The organism is Pelagibius sp., assembly GCF_965227505.1.
Classification (GTDB): domain Bacteria; phylum Pseudomonadota; class Alphaproteobacteria; order Kiloniellales; family Kiloniellaceae; genus Pelagibius.
In genome coordinates, this window is sequence record NZ_OZ245757.1 from 2,989,294 (window position 1) to 3,007,593 (window position 18,300).

General features: G+C 68.7%; 22 protein-coding genes. 10 read left to right on the top strand and 12 right to left on the bottom strand.

Going from position 1 to position 18,300, the window contains the following annotated elements:
* Positions 1-44 precede the first annotated feature (44 nt).
* From hisH to ACO06P_RS14315, 8 genes are all read left to right on the top strand, one after another.
* A complete protein-coding gene (hisH, locus tag ACO06P_RS14280; protein ID WP_420345902.1) occupies positions 45-707 on the top strand; it encodes an imidazole glycerol phosphate synthase subunit HisH in 663 nt (220 codons plus the stop codon).
* A gap of 29 nt (positions 708-736) precedes the next feature.
* On the top strand, positions 737-1,267 hold the full coding sequence (locus ACO06P_RS14285; RefSeq protein ID WP_420345903.1) for a GNAT family N-acetyltransferase: 531 nt from the start codon (positions 737-739) through the stop codon (positions 1,265-1,267).
* 13 nt (positions 1,268-1,280) lie between these two features.
* The gene (gene hisA, locus ACO06P_RS14290; RefSeq protein ID WP_420345904.1) at positions 1,281-2,054 is read left to right on the top strand and encodes a 1-(5-phosphoribosyl)-5-[(5-phosphoribosylamino)methylideneamino]imidazole-4-carboxamide isomerase; all 774 of its coding nucleotides are present in this window, start codon (positions 1,281-1,283) and stop codon (positions 2,052-2,054) included.
* The gene (gene hisF / locus ACO06P_RS14295) at positions 2,048-2,833 is read left to right on the top strand and encodes an imidazole glycerol phosphate synthase subunit HisF (protein WP_420345905.1); all 786 of its coding nucleotides are present in this window, start codon (positions 2,048-2,050) and stop codon (positions 2,831-2,833) included. The genes hisA and hisF overlap by 7 nt, the downstream gene beginning before the upstream one ends.
* 205 nt (positions 2,834-3,038) lie before the next feature.
* Positions 3,039-3,377: a phosphoribosyl-ATP diphosphatase gene (locus ACO06P_RS14300; protein ID WP_420345906.1), complete on the top strand. Its 339-nt coding sequence runs from the start codon at positions 3,039-3,041 to the stop codon at positions 3,375-3,377.
* Positions 3,378-3,424: 47 nt separating this feature from the next.
* Positions 3,425-3,793: a histidine triad nucleotide-binding protein gene (locus ACO06P_RS14305; protein WP_420345907.1), complete on the top strand. Its 369-nt coding sequence runs from the start codon at positions 3,425-3,427 to the stop codon at positions 3,791-3,793.
* Between the two features lie 439 nt (positions 3,794-4,232).
* On the top strand, positions 4,233-4,946 hold the full coding sequence (locus ACO06P_RS14310; protein ID WP_420345908.1) for an ArsR/SmtB family transcription factor: 714 nt from the start codon (positions 4,233-4,235) through the stop codon (positions 4,944-4,946).
* Positions 4,939-5,811 carry an alpha/beta fold hydrolase gene (locus ACO06P_RS14315; RefSeq protein ID WP_420345909.1) on the top strand — a complete coding sequence of 291 codons (873 nt, stop codon included), beginning with the start codon at positions 4,939-4,941 and terminating at the stop codon, positions 5,809-5,811. Before ACO06P_RS14310 ends, ACO06P_RS14315 begins: the two co-directional genes overlap by 8 nt.
* Positions 5,812-5,843: 32 nt before the next feature.
* Here the strand turns inward: ACO06P_RS14315 and ACO06P_RS14320 are convergent, their stop codons facing one another.
* The 4 genes from ACO06P_RS14320 to ACO06P_RS14335 all read right to left on the bottom strand — a co-directional run bounded on the left by ACO06P_RS14320 (position 5,844) and on the right by ACO06P_RS14335 (position 8,982).
* Positions 5,844-6,398 (bottom strand): GNAT family N-acetyltransferase, encoded by a 555-nt coding sequence (locus ACO06P_RS14320; RefSeq protein ID WP_420345910.1) that lies wholly within the window; start codon positions 6,396-6,398, stop codon positions 5,844-5,846.
* 67 nt (positions 6,399-6,465) lie between these two features.
* Entirely contained in the window at positions 6,466-6,885 is a 420-nt protein-coding gene (locus ACO06P_RS14325; protein ID WP_420345911.1) for a hypothetical protein, read from the bottom strand.
* A 152-nt stretch (positions 6,886-7,037) separates the two neighbouring features.
* A complete protein-coding gene (locus tag ACO06P_RS14330) occupies positions 7,038-7,277 on the bottom strand; it encodes a hypothetical protein (RefSeq protein WP_420345912.1) in 240 nt (79 codons plus the stop codon).
* A 184-nt stretch (positions 7,278-7,461) separates the two neighbouring features.
* Complete coding sequence (locus tag ACO06P_RS14335; protein WP_420345913.1) at positions 7,462-8,982, bottom strand: YifB family Mg chelatase-like AAA ATPase; 1,521 nt, start codon at positions 8,980-8,982, stop codon at positions 7,462-7,464.
* A 420-nt stretch (positions 8,983-9,402) separates the two neighbouring features.
* Between ACO06P_RS14335 and ACO06P_RS14340 the strand changes: the two genes are divergently transcribed.
* Entirely contained in the window at positions 9,403-9,852 is a 450-nt protein-coding gene (locus tag ACO06P_RS14340; RefSeq protein ID WP_420345914.1) for a phasin family protein, read from the top strand.
* Positions 9,853-9,969: 117 nt separating this feature from the next.
* Here ACO06P_RS14340 and gshB read toward each other — a convergent pair whose 3' ends face one another.
* From gshB to rsmI, 5 genes are all read right to left on the bottom strand, one after another.
* Complete coding sequence (gene gshB, locus ACO06P_RS14345; protein ID WP_420345915.1) at positions 9,970-10,935, bottom strand: glutathione synthase; 966 nt, start codon at positions 10,933-10,935, stop codon at positions 9,970-9,972.
* A 62-nt stretch (positions 10,936-10,997) separates the two neighbouring features.
* Complete coding sequence (locus tag ACO06P_RS14350) at positions 10,998-11,852, bottom strand: SirB1 family protein (protein ID WP_420345916.1); 855 nt, start codon at positions 11,850-11,852, stop codon at positions 10,998-11,000.
* A 218-nt stretch (positions 11,853-12,070) separates the two neighbouring features.
* On the bottom strand, positions 12,071-12,712 hold the full coding sequence (locus ACO06P_RS14355) for a BON domain-containing protein (RefSeq protein WP_420345917.1): 642 nt from the start codon (positions 12,710-12,712) through the stop codon (positions 12,071-12,073).
* A gap of 47 nt (positions 12,713-12,759) precedes the next feature.
* On the bottom strand, positions 12,760-13,188 hold the full coding sequence (locus tag ACO06P_RS14360; protein ID WP_420345918.1) for a YraN family protein: 429 nt from the start codon (positions 13,186-13,188) through the stop codon (positions 12,760-12,762).
* Positions 13,185-14,132, bottom strand: coding sequence for a 16S rRNA (cytidine(1402)-2'-O)-methyltransferase (gene rsmI, locus ACO06P_RS14365; RefSeq protein WP_420345919.1), 948 nt, complete (start codon positions 14,130-14,132; stop codon positions 13,185-13,187). Before rsmI ends, ACO06P_RS14360 begins: the two co-directional genes overlap by 4 nt.
* A gap of 167 nt (positions 14,133-14,299) precedes the next feature.
* Between rsmI and ACO06P_RS14370 the strand changes: the two genes are divergently transcribed.
* The gene (locus ACO06P_RS14370; protein WP_420345920.1) at positions 14,300-15,643 is read left to right on the top strand and encodes a penicillin-binding protein activator; all 1,344 of its coding nucleotides are present in this window, start codon (positions 14,300-14,302) and stop codon (positions 15,641-15,643) included.
* Between the two features lie 25 nt (positions 15,644-15,668).
* On the opposite strand, the gene hemW is transcribed toward ACO06P_RS14370, so the two are convergent.
* The 3 genes from hemW to rph are packed head-to-tail and all read right to left on the bottom strand — an operon-like array spanning position 15,669 to position 18,250.
* Complete coding sequence (hemW, locus tag ACO06P_RS14375) at positions 15,669-16,889, bottom strand: radical SAM family heme chaperone HemW (protein WP_420345921.1); 1,221 nt, start codon at positions 16,887-16,889, stop codon at positions 15,669-15,671.
* Positions 16,886-17,488 carry an RdgB/HAM1 family non-canonical purine NTP pyrophosphatase gene (gene rdgB / locus ACO06P_RS14380; protein WP_420345922.1) on the bottom strand — a complete coding sequence of 201 codons (603 nt, stop codon included), beginning with the start codon at positions 17,486-17,488 and terminating at the stop codon, positions 16,886-16,888. The genes hemW and rdgB overlap by 4 nt, the downstream gene beginning before the upstream one ends.
* A gap of 36 nt (positions 17,489-17,524) precedes the next feature.
* Positions 17,525-18,250 carry a ribonuclease PH gene (gene rph, locus ACO06P_RS14385; RefSeq protein ID WP_420345923.1) on the bottom strand — a complete coding sequence of 242 codons (726 nt, stop codon included), beginning with the start codon at positions 18,248-18,250 and terminating at the stop codon, positions 17,525-17,527.
* Between the last annotated feature and the right edge of the window lie 50 nt (positions 18,251-18,300).

Here is an 18,300-nt window from a genome sequence, read left to right on the forward strand (position 1 = left end):
GCGCCACGGCCGGGAGGCCGTGGAGAGACTGTTTCGGAACCGTCATGACCGTTGCGATCATCGACTATGGCTCGGGCAACCTGCGCTCGGCCGCCAAGTCTCTGGAGCGTGCCGCTGCTGAAGCCGGCGGCGGACCGGTGCTTGTGACCGACGATCCCGCCCGGGTGCGTGCCGCCGACCGTGTGGTGCTGCCCGGGGTCGGCGCCTTCGGCGACTGCCGCGCCGGACTGCACCGGCTTCCGGGCATGGTCGACGCGCTGGAGAACTTCGTGACGCGCCACCAGCGTCCCTTTCTCGGCATCTGTGTCGGCATGCAGCTGATGGCCGAACGCGGGCTGGAACACGGCGTCCACCAGGGATTCGGCTGGATTCCGGGCGATGTGGTGGCGCTGGACCCCGTTGCCGGGTCTTCCGACAGCCCGCTGGGCGATCTGAAGGTGCCGCACATGGGCTGGAACCGGCTGAACCTGCGGGCGCCGGACCATCCGGTGCTGGCGGAGCTGCCGCAGTCTTCTTATGTTTACTTCGTTCACAGCTATCATCTGCGCCCGGCGCAGCCGGACCACCTTCTTGCGACCGTAGATTACGGGGAGGAGGTGACTGCAATCGTTGGTCGTGACAATCTGGTGGGAACACAGTTCCATCCGGAGAAGAGCCAGGCCGCCGGCCTGCAGCTGCTCGCCAATTTCCTAAGGTGGTGCCCATGACGGTCAGTGATTCCCGTGTAGAGATTTCAATGGACAGGCTGACCGGCTTCCACGGGCCCGATCTCCACGACCTCTGCGATGCCGCCGAGGCGGCGATCCTGGACGGCGGTGGTTTCGGCTGGCTGAACCCACCGCCGCGCCAGACCATGGAGACCTACTGGCAGGGTGTGCTGCTGGTGCCGGAACGCGAGCTCTTCGTCGGCCGCCTCGACAACACCATCGCCGGTTCGGCGCAGCTGGTGCGCCCGCCGCGCAACAACGAGGCGCAGGGCCTGACCGGCCAGCTCACCACCTTTTTCGTCGCGCCCTGGGCGCGCGGCCACGGGCTCGCCCCCGGCCTTGTGCGCCAGGTGGAGGACGCGGCGCGCCGCAACGGTCTCCGGGTTCTGAACCTCGACATCCGCGCGACCCAGAAGCGCGCCATCGAGGTGGTGGAACAGCTCGGCTACGTGCGCTGGGGCACCCATCCGCACTACGCCTGGGTGCAGGACCGCTGGGTCACCGGCTACTTCTATTACAAGGACCTGATCGGCAACGGCGCGCTGCCGCAAGGCGAGTAACCGGCAGGCATCCGTGATCCTTTTCCCCGCCATCGACCTGAAGGACGGCCAGGCCGTGCGTCTGCTGCACGGCAGGATGGAGACCGCCACGGTCTTCAACGAAGACCCGGCGGCCCAGGCGCAGGCTTTCGCCGAGCAGGGCTTTTCCTGGCTGCACCTGGTGGACTTGAACGGCGCCTTCGAAGGCCGCCCGGTGAACGCCGGCGCGGTGGAGGCCATCCTCGGCGCCGTCGACCTGCCGGCGCAGCTGGGCGGCGGCATCCGCGATCTGGCGACCATCGAGCGCTGGCTGACCCTCGGTCTGCGCCGCGTCATCCTCGGAACCGTGGCGGTGAAGGACCCGACCCTGGTGCGCGAGGCCTGCCGTGCCTTTCCCGGGCAGATCGTTCTGGGCATCGATGCCCGCGGCGGCCGCGTCGCGGTGGAGGGCTGGGCCGAGGTCAGCGAGGTCACCGCCCTGGATCTCGCCCGCCGCTTCGAGGATGCCGGCGCCGCGGCCATCGTCTACACCGATATCGACCGCGACGGCGCGCTCGAGGGCGCCAACGTTGCCGCAACGGCGGAACTCGCGGCGGCCATCTCCACGCCGGTGATCGCCTCCGGCGGCGTCGCCTCGCTGGACGACCTCGCCGCCATTCTGCAGGTTGCCCATCTCGGCATCGAAGGGGTGATCTCAGGACGCGCGCTCTACGACGGGCGCATCGATCCGGCTTCGGCGCTGGCGCTGCTTGCGGCTGCCGGTTCCGCCCAAGAGGGTGCAGGCAGACAGGACACGGGGCCATGCTGACGGTGCGGGTGATACCCTGCCTCGACGTGAAGGACGGACGGGTCGTGAAGGGCGTGAACTTCGTCGACCTGCGCGACGCCGGCGATCCCGTCGAACAGGCCAAGGTCTATGACGCCGCCGGCGCCGACGAACTGTGTTTTCTCGACATCACCGCCAGCCACGAAAAGCGCGGTATCCTGCTGGACGTCGTGCGCCGCACGGCCGAGCAGTGCTTCATGCCGCTAACCGTGGGCGGCGGGGTGCGCACGCTGGACGACATCCGCCAGCTTCTGCTGGCCGGTGCCGACAAGGTCTCCATCAACACCGCCGCGGTGGAGAACCCGGACTTCGTGCGCGAGGCGGCGGAGAAGTTCGGCAGCCAGTGCATCGTCGTCGCGGTCGACGCCAAGAGCGTGGACGCCGGTGATGACGGCGATGGTAGGCCGCGCTTCGAGATCTTCACCCACGGCGGGCGCAGGGCCACCGGCCTCGACGCCGTCGCCTGGGCGAAGCGCCTCTGCGACCTGGGCGCCGGGGAGATCCTGCTGACCTCCATGGACCGCGACGGCACCAAGCAGGGCTACGACCTGCCGCTCACCCGCGCCATCGCCGATGCGGTTCCGGTGCCGGTCATCGCCTCCGGCGGCGTCGGCACGCTGGAGCATCTGGCCGCCGGCGTTCGCGAGGGGCATGCCTCCGCCGTGCTCGCTGCCTCCATCTTCCACTTCGGCACCCACTCCATCGCCGAGGCCAAGGCGGCCATGGCGGCGGCGGGCCTGCCGGTCAGGCCGGTTTCGTGAGGCCTGGCGGCCCGTGCCGCCCAGCGATTTATCCACGCGATTTCCACGGCTTATCCCCGGGCTGTCCACGGTCTGGCGGCGTGACAGTCCGAGCAATACCTGATAGGCCTCAAAGATCTGGCGCGCCCGGCTCTGAATCGCCGCTGCCGGGCAAAGCGAAACCCAAAGCACCCGACTATTCGGACCAAGCAAGGACCTCAGCCCTATGAAGCGCGGCCCCCTCACCGGTTCCGTTCTCGACAGCCTCTACGAGGTGATAGAGGAGCGGCGCGGCGCCGACCCGGAAAGCTCCCACACCGCCAAGCTGTTCGACCGCGGCCTCGACAAGATCGCCCAGAAGGTCGGTGAGGAGGCAGTAGAGACGGTGATCGAGGCGACCCGCGAACGCCGCCAGGGCGTGATCGACGAGTCGGCGGATCTGCTCTATCACCTGATGGTGCTCTGGGCCGCCAGCGGGGTGAAGCCCAAGCATGTCTGGGCGGCGCTGGAGGGGCGCAAGGGCATCTCCGGCATCGCCGAGAAGGCGGCGCGCGCCAAGAGCTGAGGCGCGCCGCGCACGAGAAGCAAGCGATAAGGAAGAGGGGAGCGGCCATGGCCTACGACGAGAACAACATCTTCGCCAAGATCCTGCGCGGCGAGATCCCCTGCAACAAGGTCTACGAAGACGACCACGTGCTTGCGTTCCACGACATCCAGCCGCAGACCAAGGTGCATGTGCTGGTGATCCCCAAGGGCGCCTATGTCTCCTTCGCCGACTTCTCCGCCAAGGCCTCGGAGGCGGAAGTCACCGGCTTCATCCGCGCCGCCGGCAAGATCGCCAAGGACCTCGGCATCGAAGACGACGGCTACCGCGTGCTGGCCAACACTGGAAATCACGGCCACCAGGAGGTGCCCCACTTCCACCTCCACCTCTTCGGCGGCCAGCCCCTCGGCCGCATGATCAAACCGCCGCAGGACTGAGACAGGCCGGCGGTGGCTTCGTCGCACGGCGGTCTCCTTACTCTCCCTTTCCCACGAAGTGCTCTCTCCCGACGAGGAGAGGAATCACGAAGCATAGCCACAAGCGAGGACCCTTGAATCGTCACCCTCGGGCTTGACCCGAGGGTCCATCGCACCGCTTGCCGGGTCTTGACTGAGAGTTTCGAGATTGCCGCTGCCATGGATACTCGGGTCAAGCCCGAGTATGACCAAAGGAGAGCGCGTCAACGGTTTTGTCTCCTGCAAAAGCCGACGACAAAACCGGTGTTGGTGGTGGTTGAGGGAGGAGCGATTCCTGACATCAAGAGCAGCTCGATGGGAACATTCGTGCAGACATACTTCGATCGGTATCGATGTGTTTAGACGCTGAATTCGATGCCCCCTTCTTGTCCTGTTCCCATAGCTCGCCTATCATCGAAATATGTCTGTCGATCCTTCCTTTGCCCTTGTGGGCTCTCTCATCGGCGTTCCGGCGCGGGCCAACATGATGGCGGCCCTGATGGACGGCCGGGCCCAGACCGCCAGCGAACTGGCCTTCGTCGCCGGGGTGACGCCGCAGACCGCAAGCAGCCATCTGGCCAAGCTGACCGAGGCCGGGCTGTTGGCGGTGGAGCGCCAGGGGCGCCACCGCTATTACCGGCTGGCCGGGCCGGGGGTGGCGGAGGCGCTGGAGCCGCTCACCCACCTGACGCCCAACCAGCGGGTGCCGGAACGCAGGCGCGTCCATGCGCGCCGTGTCGGCGAACTGCGCCAGGCGCGCATGTGCTACGACCATCTGGCCGGGCGCCTGGGCGTCGCCATCACCGACTCCCTGGTGAAGCGCCGCTTCCTTCGCCGGGTCGAGGGCGACTTTCGCGTCGGTCCCAAGGGCCGCGCCTTTCTCGACGATCTCGGGGTCGATGTCGCGGCGGCCGAGGAACAGCGGCGCCACTTCGCGCGCTGCTGCCTGGACTGGAGCGAGCGCCGCCCGCACCTCGGCGGTGCCTTGGGGGCGGCGCTTGCCGAACGCCTGGTCGGCGCAAAGTGGTTGAAGCGCGACCGCAAGTCCCGCAAGGTAATCGTCACGGCGGCGGGAGAGGCCGCCCTTCCCCAGGTCTTTCCCGGCATCGCCGCTGCGCTCGACAGAGTTGACTGAAAGGCAAGAGACCATCGCCACCTCCGCTTCCAGGGTTGTGCCGAGGCACTTCACGGTCACCAGCGGGCGGGCCGTGCTGGCCGGTGTCGAGGCCGGCGCCGAGGAAGTCTGGGGCCCGGCCGTGGTCTTCCTGCATGCCGGCGTCGCCGACCGCCGCATGTGGCAGCCGCAGGTGAGCAGCTTTGCGGAGACCTACCGCGTCGTGGCCTATGACCGCCGCGGCTTCGGCGAGACCCGCTACGATGTCGAGCGCTTTTCCCACGTCCATGACCTGCGCGCGCTGCTGGACGATCTGCAGATCCGCAAGGCGGTGCTGGTCGGCTGCTCCCAGGGCGGGCGCGTCGCCATCGACTACACCCTGACCCACCCGGGCCGGGTGGCCGGTCTGTTCCTCGTGGCCCCCGCGGTGAGCGGCCAGCCGGAGCCTGCGGACTATCCCCCCGCCGTGGCCGCCGTGGTCGACCTGCTGGACGAGGCCGAGGCGGACGGCGACATCGAACGCGTGAACGAGCTGGAGGCCTGGCTCTGGCTTGACGGTCCCGCCCGCGAGGAGGGCCGCGTCTCCGGCCCGCTGCGCGAACTCTTCCTGGAGATGAACGGCGTTGCCCTCAGGGCCGAGGAACCGGGCGAGTGGAACCCACCGTCCGGCGCCCCGGCCTACCGGCGCCTCGGCGAGCTCGACCTGCCGGCCCAGGTGGTCTGGGGCGATGCCGACTTTCCCCATATCCAGCAGCGCTGCAACCATCTGGTCCAGGCGCTGCCCCAGGCCCTCGGCACCGTGATCGCCGGGACCGCCCACCTGCCCAACCTGGAACAGCCCACGCTCTTCAATCACCACCTGGCCATGTTTCTCGACGGGCTCTGAGCGCCGGTGGCGCCTTTCAGCCCGGATCTGCTCTAGGCGGCTGCCACCCTTCGCCAGAACACGAAATGCGGTCCGGTCCCGGGGTTTTCGAACTCCTCCCCGACGGCGGCGAAGCCGTGGCGTTCGTAGAAGCGCCGCGCGCCGCTGCGGCCCTGGCACCAGACGACTGCGCTCGCCGCGCCGCGTTCCGCCAGGCGGCGGGCAAGCGCGGCGACGCCGAAGCCCAGGACGGCGCCGCCCAGCCCGCTGCCCTGCAGCTCAGGGTACGTGGCCATGGAAAGCAGGCGCCAATAACCCTCTGCCCAGTAGCCTTCGGCCCCGGCGTGGGCCAGAAGCGCATCGCTGCCGGGCCCATGAGGGTGTTCGATCTTGAAGCTGGCGGTGCTGACGACGCCCTCGTCCGGCGCCCGGCCTGGGCGCGCGCCGACGTGAAAGCGCTCGGCCCCGTCCGCGTAGGCAGCCTTTGCGCCGTCCGGCGTCAGCCAGGGGCGCAGGACGGTCTTGCGCAGGTCGAAGAGGGCATCCAGCGGCACCAGTTCGATACGGTGCCCGGCATGTTCGGCGGTCTCTCTCAGGGACTTTCGCATGGGCCCGGCATAGCGCGCCGGGCGGCCAGGGGCAACGACCTGGAGAGTTGCAGGATGGCGGGGCGGCTCAGGCGCTCTTCTTCCGTGCGGCCGGAGCGGCGGCAAAGGGGTCTTCCAGACCCAGGTGCTGATAGGCCGCCGCCCGGGAAGGAAACATCTCATAGCTGATGGGGGACCCCCTCAGTTCGGAGATCTTCTCGTAGAGCCGCACCAACGGCTTTTCCTGCTCCCGCTTCACCGCAAAGAGGGTGCGCGGGTCCTTGCGGTTGCGGGCGTAGCCGCTGGCGACGTCGGAGACCTTGACCAGGGCGGCCATGTCCAGCCCCGAGAGGTCGGCTTCCCAGAGGTCCCACACGGCGATGCTGGACGGCTCTGCGCCGTAGTGGGCTTCCATGGCCGCGATCAGGTCTTCCGCCGATACACTGCCGCTGACGAGGAAGAGGGTGAGGTCCGGATCCTTGCTGTGGTACGCCTTAATCTGTGCCATGCGCCACCATAGGCGGCATTTCGTTAACCGTTTATGGCCAAAGCGTTTTTTTAGCACACTCATGCAATCAGGGCGGATGGCGTCGCGGCGATCCTGAAAGGCGATCCTGAAAGAACGGGCTCGGAGATGGCCCCCTCTCAGGGGGCGGAGCCTCAGACGCGCACGTTGGCCTGCATGATCGCCAGCATCTCCTGCTCCAGCGCCGCGCGGCGTTTGCGCAGGTCCTCGTCACGCTGCGCCTCGGCGGGGTCTTCGCGGGGGTTCAGCCTGCGGATGTCCGAGGTCAGGGACGCATGGCGCTCGCAGAGATCCTCGAAGTCCGCATCGTTGGCGGAAATCCGCGTCAGCATGTTCTTCATGCGGCTGGCGACGATATCGAAGTAGTTGCTCATCCGACCCCCTCCCGGTCTCTCCCTTCTGGCAATCCTCGCCGCCCGCAATATCACCGGCATATCACCGGCCCCGTAATATCCACGGTCGACGTGTGGACTTTAGCGTCCCGGAAGTTGGGAGTCCGCTCTCCCGGCGACACTCAGCACCGCGTTCTCGCCGCCCCGAACGCGCCACCCTGACGCCTCAGCGCCCCGGCAGTTGCCTTCGGTAGGTGAGGGCCTCGGCGATGTGGGGGCGGCGCACGGCCTCGGCGCCTTCCAGGTCGGCCAGGCTGCGGGCGACGCGCAGCACCCGGTGATAGCCGCGCGCGGAGAGCTTCATCGCTTCGGCGGCTTCGGTGAGCAGGCGCCGCCCTTCGCTGTCGGGCGCCGCCACCTCCTCCAGCAACTGTCCGTCGGCCTCGGCGTTGCTGCGCGGACGTCGTCCGGCCGGCAGCTTTTCGTAGCGGGCGGCCTGGCGGGCGCGGGCCGCAGCAACCCGGGCGGCGACGGCGATCGAGCCTTCGGCCGGCGGCGGCAGCGAGAGGTCGGCGGCACTCACCGCGGGGACGTCGACATGCAGGTCGATGCGGTCGAACAGCGGGCCGGAGATCCGCGCCTGATAGTCGGCGGCACAGCGCGGCGCCCGGGCGCAGGCCCGGGCCGGATCGTCCAGGTAGCCGCAACGGCAGGGGTTCATGGCGGCGATGAGCTGGACGCGCGCCGGATAGGTGACATGGGCGTTGGCGCGGGCGACGGAGACGCGGCCGGTCTCCAGCGGCTGGCGCAGCGCCTCCAGGGCGCCACGCTGAAACTCCGGCAGTTCGTCGAGGAAGAGGACGCCCAGATGCGCCAGCGAGATCTCGCCCGGCCTGGCGCGCAGGCCGCCGCCGGCCAGCGCCGGCAGGGAGGCCGAGTGGTGCGGGTCCCGAAAGGGCCGGCGGCGCAGCAGCCCCGCCTCCCCCAGGGTGCCGGCGACGGAGTGGATCATGCTGACCTCCAGCGCCTCGGCGGGCGTGAGCGGCGGCAGGATGCCCGGCAGGCGCGCCGCCAGCATGGACTTGCCCGCCCCCGGCGGCCCGGCCATCAGCAGGTTGTGGCCGCCGGCCGCCGCCACTTCCAGGGCGCGCTTGGCGCTCTCCTGGCCCTTGATGTCGGCGAGGTCGAGGCCGTCGGCGGCGCCCTCGGCGAGGCGCGCCTTGGGCGGGCTGAGGACCTGGCTGCCCTTGAAGTGATTGACCAGCGCCAGCAGCGTGCCCGGCGCCAGGATCTCCAGGCCCTCGGCCCAGGCCGCCTCTCCCCCCTGGGCCGCCGGGCAGATCAGGCCGCGCCCGGCGGAGAGGCTGTGGATCGCCGCCGGCAGCACGCCGGCGACCGGGGTGATGCGGGCGTCGAGCGCCAGTTCGCCCAGGGCCGTGTAGCCGGCCATCTCCTCGGCCGGCAGCACGCCCATGGCGGTCAGCAGACCCAGCGCGATGGGCAGGTCGAAATGGCTGCCCTCCTTCAGCAGGTCGGCCGGCGCCAGGTTCACGGTGATGCGCTTGGGTGGCAGGGCAAGGCCGAGGGCCGTGAGCGCCGCGCGCACCCGCTCGCGGCTTTCCGCCACCGCCTTGTCCGGCAGGCCGACGACGGCGAAGGCCGGCAGGCCGCTGCCCATCTGCACCTGCACGTCGATGTCCAGGACCTCGACGCCGGCGAAGGCGACGGTGGTGATGCGGGCGGTCATGGGCGCTCCGGCGTTCTCCCCGAGTGTGGACCCCATGGAGGCCGGGTCCGGCTGTGGCCGCGATCAATCTAGGGTGGAGGAACAGGGCTGCCAAGATCATCTTGGGCAGTGGCCGCCCGGTCGCCTTAACGCGCCAGACCGGCGGCAACGCAAAGGGAAACTGTCCCAGATCAATTATGGTTAATTTCTGTTAGCCTATTCTTATAGGCGAGAAGCTCCGGCCGCTGGGGTCCCGTGAGCCACAACCAAGGCAGGTGGAGGCCTGGAGGGTCTTACACTTATCGAGAACAACCGGCATTCCGAATGGAAGCCAAGGCTCTGGTTGCGGTGAGCGGGGGTATGCCAAGGAGACGGTCTGTCACTCGGGCGTCAGCCCGGTCCCCCCACCAATCAAATGCGTCGTGCAGGAGTAACCAAGCCATGGCAACGGCACGTAAGCAAAGCAAAAGCAGCGTATCTTCTTCAGGAGGCGGTGAAAGCACCGCGGCCGCCGCACCGGAGGTTCCGAGCTATGAGGCGTTTCTCGGTTCCAACGGTGAAAACATCACCGCCGTCATGAGCGCCAGCGAAGCGATGTTCGCCGGCATGGCGGAGGTCAGTCAGGAAATGATGAACTTCGCCGGCGCGCGCATGCGCCAGAACATCGAGTCTTCGGAGGACCTGATCAAAGCCAAGGGCCCGGAAGAGGTCTTCGACAAGCAATGCACGATCGCGCGCTATGCCGCCGAGCAGTACCTCGAGGAAACCAGCAAGCTGATGGCCATGATGGCCCGCATCACTCAGGAGTGCTGGGCCCCGATGGAAAAGCGCACCAAGGCGGCCTTGCACGATATGAACGGGAACAACGGCAACGGGGCGGAGAGCAAGTAGCCGCGCCTCTCAGAAAAGAAACCCGATACCGGACTCCTTCGCAACCGGCCGGCCCCTGTGCCGGCCGGTTTTTTGGGGCGCCCGGTTTTCTTTACAGCCGCGGCGGCGGAATCGCGCCTACATCCTGGGGGTCCGGTGGGCGGCGCCGTAACGGGCCTCGATCACATCCCAGATCTCGGTTTCCAGGGAGACGCCGTCGAAGCGGTTGATCTCCTGGATGCCGGTGGGCGAGGTGACGTTGATCTCCGTCATGAAGCCGCCGATCACGTCGATGCCGACGAAGATCAGTCCGCGTTCTTTCAGCGCCGGGCCGATGGCTTCGCAGATCTCCAGGTCGCGGCGGCTGAGGTCCGCCTTCTCCGGCTGCCCGCCGACATGCATGTTGGACCGGGCCTCGCCCTGCGGCGGCACGCGGTTTGTGGCGCCGGCCGGGCGGCCGTCAACCAGGATGATGCGCTTGTCGCCGCCGCGCACCTCCGGCAGGTAGCGCTGCACGATGATCGGCTCGCGGTAGAGATCGGTGAAGAGTTCCAGCAGGGCCGAGAGGTTCTCGTCGCCGGCGGTGATGTGAAAGACCCCGGCGCCGCCGTTGCCGAACAGCGGCTTCACGATGATGTCCCGGTGCTCGGCGCGAAAAGCCTCCACCTCCGCCCGGCTGCTGGTGATCAGGGTCGGCGGCATCAGCTCGGGAAAATGGGTGACGAAGAGCTTCTCCGGCGCGTTGCGCACATGCACCGGATCGTTGACCACAAGGGTTTCCGGGTGCACGTGCTCCAGCAGGTGGGTGGCGGTGATATAGGCCATGTCGAAGGGCGGGTCCTGGCGCATCAGCACCACGTCCAGGGTCGCCAGGTCGACGGTCTCCGGCGCGCCCAAGCTGGCGTGGTTGCCGGCTTCGCGGCGCAGTTCAAGCGCACGCATGCGCGCATAGACGCGCCCGTCGTGCAGGCTGAGATCCTGCGGCAGATAGTGGTAGAGGCCGTGGCCGCGGCGCTGCGCCTCCAGCCCCAGGACAAAGGAACTGTCCCCCTCGATATCGATGGTGTCCACCGGATCCATCTGAATGGCGACCGCCAAGCTCATAACCGTTCTTTCCCGTCGTTTGCGCCGCTGCCGATGTCTACCCGCTTTCGTCCGGCCGCGCCTCAGTTCAGCCTGATGCGCAGTTGCTGCAGCAGGGCGGCGATGTTCTGGCGGTCCGGGTCCGCACCGGCGAGTTCCAGGTAGTGTTCAAAGGCCATGATTGCGGCGCGCATGTTGTCGAGGTGGGAATGCAGCACGCCCGCCTCCTTCCACAGCGCGGCCTTCTCGGGTGCGAACATCAGCATGGTCTCGATGACTTCCAGGGCATCGGCGCTGCGCTCCTGCTGGATCAGCCGCAGTTTGATGTTGTTCTGAAGCCGCAGCAGGATGTCGCGGTTGCCGACCCGGTCGGTGTGTTCCGGGCGCAGTTCGGCCTCCTTGCCGGCCACGGTCTTCACCAGGCCGCGCAGCGCCGCCGCGTCGCGCACCTCGCCGCCGTTGAAGGGGTCGATGATGGCGCGCCGACTGCCCAGGTCCAGCCGCAGCATGAAGTGCCCGGGGAAGTTAAGGCCGCAGATCGACCAGCCCTGCGCCCGCGCCGCATGCATGTAGAGGATGCCGAGGGCGACAGGCAGGCCGCGCCTGCGGTCGATCACCCGCATCATGTTCGCGTTGTGAAGGTCGTCGTAGCTCTGCCGGTCCCCCTCGTAGCCGTAGCGTTCGACCATCACGTGGTTGAGGATGGCGATACGGGCGTCGAGATCCTGATCGGCGCCGCGGCGTCCCGCCAGCTCCTCCGTATCCCGCGCCAGCAGCGACAGGTGGTGGTAGTAGCGCTCCAGGCCCACCTGCGGCCGCTCCAGCGCGGCCAGCAGCAGCGCCGCGCCGGCGATGTCGATCTCCTCATCCGTCTGGCCGCCAAGCTGGCGCAGACGCGACTCGAGATCCTTGCGGTTGCTTGCCGTAGACCAGCTCATAACTGGGACCAACTCATGACTGGGACCAGCTCATAGCCGGGGCCCGCTCGTGGTCTCGAACGCGCGGCCCGGGGCTTCAAAAGCAGGCCTCAATGGGGGGAGGGCGGGCATGTCACGTCTTTCTTCAGCGGCGAGGCCCCCTTGGCAGCGAAGCCCGTCGGCGGCCTCTGCGTCGCAGTGGCTGGCTCCGGCGGCGTGGAAACCGTCCGGTGCAGGAGTCAGGAGCTTCGGGCCGGATCGTCCTTCAACAGAGCATAGCTTACCACGCGGCGGACATAGGCGATGTCCTTTGCGTGGCCGACCACCCGGTTGAGCTCCGCCTCGGACTGGGCCACGCCCATGATGAAGATCGCCTGATTCACGGTTTCGATCGAGTAGTTGATGGAGGAGATCTCGCGGTCAAACACAAGAGTGGTGCGAAGCTGGGCCGAAATCCAGGAATCCCGCGCTGCATCGTTCAGTCCGGAGGTATCGTTCACCTCGATCTCGTTGATCACCTCGCGCACCCCCGGCGCCTGCCAGGCCAGACGAACCGCTTCAACGCGCTGCTCCGGCTGTGGGACGTTGCCGCTGAGCAGAACGCGCTGTTCCTGAACCTGCAGGTTCACTTTGCGGAACATCTCTTCGTCGGCCTTGAACCAGAGGTCGTTGATGGCCAGACGGATCTCGGTATCTGCGACGCTGCGGCGAAAGCCCTTCTCGGTCTGCGCCGCCGTCACGCCCACGGCGCCGGCCCCGGCCGCCGTTCCCCAGGCACTGCAGCCGGCCACGGACAGGCCCGCAATGGCCACAACCGCCAGCGCCGCCAGACTGCGCGTGGCGCGACCGGCTCCGACCCGGTCGCTTCCCGTCAAGCTCATCGGTTGGATTCTCCCCTGAATCGTATCACTTGCGCGATGTTGCTCCCCTAATATGGCAATCTTGTGTCGCGGCGCCAGGCGTCTTTTTCGTGCCGCAGCGGCCACTCGCCGCGGCGCCAGAAATGGCGCGACAGCAGAACGGCGTCGAACCGCAGGATCAGGGCGCCGAGATCCGGACGGCCCTGCAGAAAAGCCTCCGCCGCGCGGGCGATCCGCTTGCGCTGCCGGTGCGAAACGGCCTCGGCGGCGACGGCCATCCGATCACGCTGCTTGACCTCGACGAAAGCCAGGATGCGCCCGCGCTTTGCAACCAGGTCGATCTCACCGGCCGGGCAGCGAAACCCGCGGGCCAGAACGCGATAGCCCTTCAGCCGCAGCCACCAGGCCGCCAGCCACTCGGCCCGGCGGCCGCGGCGATAGGCATCCTGGCGCTGCCGCGCCGCTGCTGCCGGCGGCGGCCCGGCGGGGGCCGTCATTCCTCTTTGCCCTTTCGACCCTCTGGGTTCTCTGGGCTCTCTCGGCCGCTCTCCTTCGCCAGCTCCAGGGCGCGGGCATAGACCCTGCGCTTGGGAAGGCCGCTGGCCGCCGCGACGCTGGCCGCCGCATCGCGCAGGCTCGCCTGTTGCAGGGCGCCGCGCAGGGCGGCGTCCAGATCAAAGGCCTGTGCCTCCGCCTGTTCGTCGGGCGGAGCGATCACCACGACGATCTCGCCGCGCGGCGCGCCCGCCCCGGCGTAGTGGGTGGCCAGATCCGGCAACGGCGCGCGGCGCAGTTCCTCGTGCAGCTTGGTCAGTTCGCGGGCGACGGCGGCGGGTCGGGGTCCGAGCTGCGCGGCCATGTCCGCGAGGCTGGCGGCGAGGCGCGGGGCCGTCTCGAAAAAGATCAGGCTCGCGTCCAGCCCGCGGAGATCCTGCAAGGTCCTTTGCCGCGCCGCAGGCTTCGCCGGCAGGAAACCGCCGAAGAAGAAGCGGTCGCTGGGCAGTCCGGAGAGCTGCAAGGCCGCCAGAGGCGCCGCCGGCCCCGGCAGGCTGGTCACCGGCAGATCTTCGGCGACGGCATCGCGCACCAGCTTGTATCCGGGGTCCGAGACCAGCGGCGTGCCGGCGTCCGAAACCAGGGCGATCGCACGGCCGCCGCGGATCTGCTCCAGCAGTGCGCGGCGGGCGCCGGGGCCGCTGTGGTCATGATAGGCGGAGGTCTTGGTGGTGATGCCGTGGGCGTTCAGCAGCTTGCGTGTGGTGCGCGTGTCTTCGCAGGCGATGCGGTCGGCCCGGCGCAGCACGTCCAGCGCCCGCAGGGTGATGTCGCCCAGGTTGCCGATGGGCGTGGCCACGAGGTAGAGCCCAGCCGGCAGTGCATCGGCGGTCACCGCCTCCGTCTCCGCCGCGCCGCCCGACGGTCCCAGAGGTTTACCGCCCATGGTCGTCTGCCGGCCCCGCTGCGGCGATCAAAGCCATTCCATCTAGCGGGCGCATGCTCTAGGCTCTGCGCTGCGCGATGAGGATGGATGAACCGTTGATTCTGCTGACATCGAGGCCGCACCGAAGGGTCTTTGCTGAGCGTGTTTTGCGGGCATGGCGCAGGTCCTTGCTGACCGGGCTGGCCCTCTTCCTTCCTTTGGCCCTGGCTGCCTGCGCTGCGCCCAGGGTACCCAGCCCGGATGAGCAGGCGCAACCACCGAGCTTTCCCTCGGTGCCGCAGGCTGGCGAGACCGGCGGGGTGCCGGAGGAGAGCCTTCGCGCCTTGAACGAGGCCGAGGCGGCCGCCGAAGCGGCGCGCACGGCACCTGTGAAGGTCGGCCTGCTGCTGCCGCTGAGCGGCAGCCGCGCCAACGTCGGCCAGGCTATCCTGAACGCAGCGCAGCTTGCCCTCTTCGATCTGGCCGGCGATCGCTTCACCCTGGTGGTGCGCGACACCGGGGGCACGCCGGAGGGCGCGGCGTCGGCGGCCCAGGCGGCCTTGGCCGAAGAGGTGCAGCTGATCCTCGGCCCGCTGTTTTCCACCTCGGTCGAGGCGGTAAAACCGCTTCTTGCCGAGGCGCAGCTGCCGTTGATCACCTTCTCCAACAACAACGCCATCGCCGATCCGCAAACCTTCGTCATGGGGGTCACGCCCAGCACCCAGATCGACCGCATAGTCGACCATGCGGTCGCCCAGGGCCTGCGGCGCTTCGCCGTGCTGGCGCCGGAATCGCCCTACGGCACGACGGTGGTTCAGTCGCTGCAGCAGGCTATCTTCCGCAACGGGGTCGAACTCAGCCGCGTGGTCTTCTTCGATCCGCAGGCCCAGGACGTCTCTGCCGAGGTGCGCGCCCTGGCGGACTACGACCAGCGCGCGGCCGCCTTGCAGGCCCAGAAACGCAGTCTCAGCGCGCGCAACGATGCGGCGGCCCAGCGCGCGCTGGCCCGTCTGCAGGGGCTGGAGACGTTGGGGCCGCCGTCCTTTGACGGCATCCTCATTCCCTCCAGCGGGCGCCAGCTTCTCTCGGTCGGCCCGCTGCTGGCGTTCTACGATGTCGACTCCAGTGAGGTCCGCTTTCTGGGCACGGCGCTCTGGGACGATCCTTCCCTGCGCAACGAGCCCAGCCTCCAGGGTGCCTGGTTCCCGGCGCCGCCGCCCGCGCTCTGGCGGACCTTCGCCAATCGCTACCGCCAGGCCTATGGGCGCACGCCGCCGCGCGTTGCCTCCCTTGGTTACGATGCCGTGGCCCTGGCCGCAGTGCTGGAACAGCGCGCCGCGCGTGAAGGCGCCTTCCTCATCTATACGGCCGACAGCATCTCCCAGCCGGTCGGCTTCTCCGGCATCGACGGCATCTTCCGCTTCCTGCCCAACGGACAGGTCCAGCGCGGGCTGGCGATCCTGGAGCTGCGGCCGGAGACCTTCGTCGAGGTGGACCCGGCCCCGCAGTCCTTCGATCAGGCCGTCAACTGACCCCGGATCGCCGGCGGCGCGGCCGTCAGGTGAACAGATAGGCGAGCAGGGCGTCCAGGCGTTGGCGGCCCGCCGCAGTGGCGCGCAGGCCCCGGTCATCGACCTCCAGAAGCCCTTCCTGCGACAGCCGCTCCAGGCGTTCCGCCGGCAGCACGGCCTGGGGGCCGGCGCCCAGCACGCGCTGGAAGGCGCCGGGTGGAATGCCGTCGGTCAGGCGCAGACCCATCATCACCATCTCGGTCAGGCTTTCCTCTGCCGTGACCGGCTGCGCGCTGCGCCAGCCGTGGCCCTGGCGTTCGACCAGGTCCAGCCAGGGCTCGGGCGCGCGGTGCTGGCGGGTGGCGTGCTTCACGCCGTCCCAGGTCAGGCGGCCATGGGCGCCGGGGCCAACCCCCACGTAGTCGCCATAGCGCCAATAGGTCAGGTTGTGACGGCAGGCCGCGCCCGGGCGGGCGTGGTTGGAAATCTCGTAGGCCGGCAGCCCTGCCTCAGTGAGCTGAAGGTCGGTCGCTTCGAACAGGGTGGCGGCCTCCTCCTCGACCGGCAGCACGAGTTCGCCGCGCCGCCAGGCCGCCTGAAAGGCCGTCCCCTCTTCGATGGTGAGCTGATACAGCGCGATGTGTTCCGGCCCCAGGGTCAAGGCGTCGTTCAGCTCGCGCTGCCAGGCCGCGAGGTTCTGGCCGGGGCGCGCATAGATAAGATCGAAGGAGATGCGCGCGAAGTTGGCGCGCGCCAGATTGAGGGCCGCCAGCGCCTCCGCCGCCGAATGCTGGCGGCCGAGGAAACGCAGCGCATCGTCGTCCAGGGCCTGGACCCCGAGGGAGAGGCGGTTCACGCCGGCGCGGGCGAAGCCGGCGAAGCGTTCGGCCTCTGCCGAGGTCGGGTTGGCCTCCAGCGTGATCTCCGCGTCAGCGGCCAGATCCCAGAGCCGGGCGATGTTCTCGATCACGGCGGCGACGGTCTCTGCCGGCATCAGCGAGGGCGTGCCGCCGCCGAAGAAGACGGAGGTGACCCGGCGGTTCGCGCTGTGGGCGGCGGCGTGCTCCAGGTCGCGCAGCAGGGCCCGGCGCCAGCGGTCCTGGTCGACGCGCTCGCGGACATGGCTGTTGAAGTCGCAGTAGGGGCACTTGGATCTGCAGAACGGCCAGTGGACGTAGATGCCGAAGCCCGGATCGTCTTCAGCCGCAGGCGCTCGCTCCGGCGCTTCCGCTGCCCCTGTGGCCGCCCCTGTGACCGGCGCCGTCATGCCGGCTCCAGCAGCGCCTCGGAGAGTTGCGCGAAGGCCAGCGCGCGGTGGCTCATGGCATGCTTCTTTGCCGGGTCCATCTCGCCGAAGGTGATGTCGAAGCCCTTGGGCTGGAACATCGGGTCGAAGCCGAAGCCGCGGTCCCCGCGCACCGGCCAGACCAGGGTGCCCTCCAGGCGCCCTTCGAAGGAGGCGGTCTGCCCGTCCGGCCAGACGACCGAAAGATTGCAGACAAAGATGCCGCGCCGGTCCGGGCTTTCGCCCAGTTCCCGGTGCACCCGTTCCATGGCCACCATGAAGTCACGCCCCGGCCCGGCCCATCGGGCGGTGTAGATGCCCGGCTGGCCGCCCAGCGCCGGAACGTCGAGGCCGGAGTCGTCGGCGATGGCCGGCAGGCCGGTGGCGTCGCAGGCGGCCCTGGCCTTCAGCACGGCATTGGCCACAAAGCTGTCGCCGGTCTCTTCCGGCTCCGGCAGGCCGAGATCGCCGGCGGAGAGCACCTCCAGCCCGTAGGGAGCGAGCAGTTCCGCGTTCTCGCGGTACTTGCCGGCGTTGTGGGTTGCCAGGACCAGTTTCTCGCCGGCTCGGAGGCTGTGCATGTCTGGGCTCCCGCTCGTCTTCAGGCCGTGGCTTCTTCAGGTCGTGGCTTCCGCCAGCGCCTTGGACTGCGCGGCGCAAAGCTCGGCGACGCCCTTTTCCGCCAGGTCCAGCAGGCGCTCGAACTGGCGGCGCTGGAAGGGCACGTCCTCGGCGGTGCCCTGCACCTCGACGACGCCGCCGGTCTTGGTCAGCACGAAGTTGGCGTCCGCGGCCGCCGTCGAATCCTCATCGTAGTCCAGATCCAGGACCTCGGTCCCGTTATAGAGGCCGCAGGATACCGCGGCCACCTGGTCGGTGAAGGGCAGCGCCTCCAGCACGCCGATGTCGAGCAGATGCTGGAAGGCCAGATGGAGGGCCACGTAGCCGCCGGTGATGGCGGCGGTGCGGGTGCCGCCGTCGGCCTGGATGACGTCGCAGTCGATGCGGACCTGGCGCTCGCCGAAGCCGGTGAGGTCGGTCACCGCGCGCAGCGAGCGGCCGATCAGGCGCTGGATTTCCTGCGTGCGCCCGCTCTGCTTGCCGCGCGCCGCCTCCCGGTCGGTGCGCGTTCCGGTGGAGCGCGGCAGCATGCCGTACTCCGCCGTCACCCAGCCGCGCCCGGAATTGCGCAGCCAGGGTGGAATGTTTTCCTCGACCGAGGCGGTGCAGAGCACGTGGGTATCGCCGAAACAGGCCAGACAGGACCCCTCGGCATGTTTGTTCACATCGGTTTGCAGGCGGATGTCCCGCAACTGGTCGGGGGCTCGGCCGGACGGACGCATGGATGACCTCTCCCTGGGGTTTCTGGTCATTGGGGTTTCGGGGCTTGGGA

Coding starts and splice junctions, on each gene's coding strand:
- hisH (WP_420345902.1), top strand. CDS start 45: ATGACCGTTGCGATCATCGACTATGGCTCGGGCAACCTGCGCTCGGCC.
- ACO06P_RS14285 (WP_420345903.1), top strand. CDS start 737: ATGGACAGGCTGACCGGCTTCCACGGGCCCGATCTCCACGACCTCTGC.
- hisF (WP_420345905.1), top strand. CDS start 2,048: ATGCTGACGGTGCGGGTGATACCCTGCCTCGACGTGAAGGACGGACGG.
- ACO06P_RS14300 (WP_420345906.1), top strand. CDS start 3,039: ATGAAGCGCGGCCCCCTCACCGGTTCCGTTCTCGACAGCCTCTACGAG.
- ACO06P_RS14305 (WP_420345907.1), top strand. CDS start 3,425: ATGGCCTACGACGAGAACAACATCTTCGCCAAGATCCTGCGCGGCGAG.
- ACO06P_RS14310 (WP_420345908.1), top strand. CDS start 4,233: ATGTCTGTCGATCCTTCCTTTGCCCTTGTGGGCTCTCTCATCGGCGTT.
- ACO06P_RS14320 (WP_420345910.1), bottom strand. CDS start 6,398: ATGCGAAAGTCCCTGAGAGAGACCGCCGAACATGCCGGGCACCGTATC.
- ACO06P_RS14325 (WP_420345911.1), bottom strand. CDS start 6,885: ATGGCACAGATTAAGGCGTACCACAGCAAGGATCCGGACCTCACCCTC.
- ACO06P_RS14330 (WP_420345912.1), bottom strand. CDS start 7,277: ATGAGCAACTACTTCGATATCGTCGCCAGCCGCATGAAGAACATGCTG.
- ACO06P_RS14335 (WP_420345913.1), bottom strand. CDS start 8,982: ATGACCGCCCGCATCACCACCGTCGCCTTCGCCGGCGTCGAGGTCCTG.
- ACO06P_RS14340 (WP_420345914.1), top strand. CDS start 9,403: ATGGCAACGGCACGTAAGCAAAGCAAAAGCAGCGTATCTTCTTCAGGA.
- gshB (WP_420345915.1), bottom strand. CDS start 10,935: ATGAGCTTGGCGGTCGCCATTCAGATGGATCCGGTGGACACCATCGAT.
- ACO06P_RS14350 (WP_420345916.1), bottom strand. CDS start 11,852: ATGAGCTGGTCTACGGCAAGCAACCGCAAGGATCTCGAGTCGCGTCTG.
- ACO06P_RS14355 (WP_420345917.1), bottom strand. CDS start 12,712: ATGAGCTTGACGGGAAGCGACCGGGTCGGAGCCGGTCGCGCCACGCGC.
- ACO06P_RS14360 (WP_420345918.1), bottom strand. CDS start 13,188: ATGACGGCCCCCGCCGGGCCGCCGCCGGCAGCAGCGGCGCGGCAGCGC.
- rsmI (WP_420345919.1), bottom strand. CDS start 14,132: ATGGGCGGTAAACCTCTGGGACCGTCGGGCGGCGCGGCGGAGACGGAG.
- hemW (WP_420345921.1), bottom strand. CDS start 16,889: ATGACGGCGCCGGTCACAGGGGCGGCCACAGGGGCAGCGGAAGCGCCG.
- rdgB (WP_420345922.1), bottom strand. CDS start 17,488: ATGCACAGCCTCCGAGCCGGCGAGAAACTGGTCCTGGCAACCCACAAC.
- rph (WP_420345923.1), bottom strand. CDS start 18,250: ATGCGTCCGTCCGGCCGAGCCCCCGACCAGTTGCGGGACATCCGCCTG.